Raw genomic sequence first — 321 nt, forward strand, 5'->3', positions numbered from 1 at the left:
GGAGGGCATCGCGCTTGCGCCGCTGCATGCTTCGAACGGCACCGAGATCGACAGCGGAATGATCTGGCCTTCATGCCGCTTGCCGGCCCGCCTCGCATCCAGCAGCCGGCGCACGTCCTTGTTGAGGTAGGCGGCGTCGCCGTGCGGAACCATGACACCGAATTCGTCGCCGCCGAGCCGGCCGATGACGCCGTCTTCGAAGATGCGCTGCGCTTCCGCGACCAGATACGCCCGCGCCAGATCGCCGAACTGATGTCCGAACGTATCGTTGAGCTGCTTGCAGTGATCGAAGTCGATAAGAAGCAGGCTCGCATCGAGAAA

The 321-nt window shown here is 63.6% G+C and carries 1 protein-coding gene; it reads right to left on the reverse strand.

The annotated features are described in order from the left end of the window. The coding region (locus EN859_RS36515) for a diguanylate cyclase (RefSeq protein ID WP_348632973.1) at window positions 1-306 on the reverse strand (306 nt) is incomplete at its 3' end. Between the last annotated feature and the right edge of the window lie 15 nt (window positions 307-321).

This window comes from Mesorhizobium sp. M00.F.Ca.ET.216.01.1.1 (genome assembly GCF_004010325.2).
Lineage (GTDB): Bacteria > Pseudomonadota > Alphaproteobacteria > Rhizobiales > Rhizobiaceae > Mesorhizobium.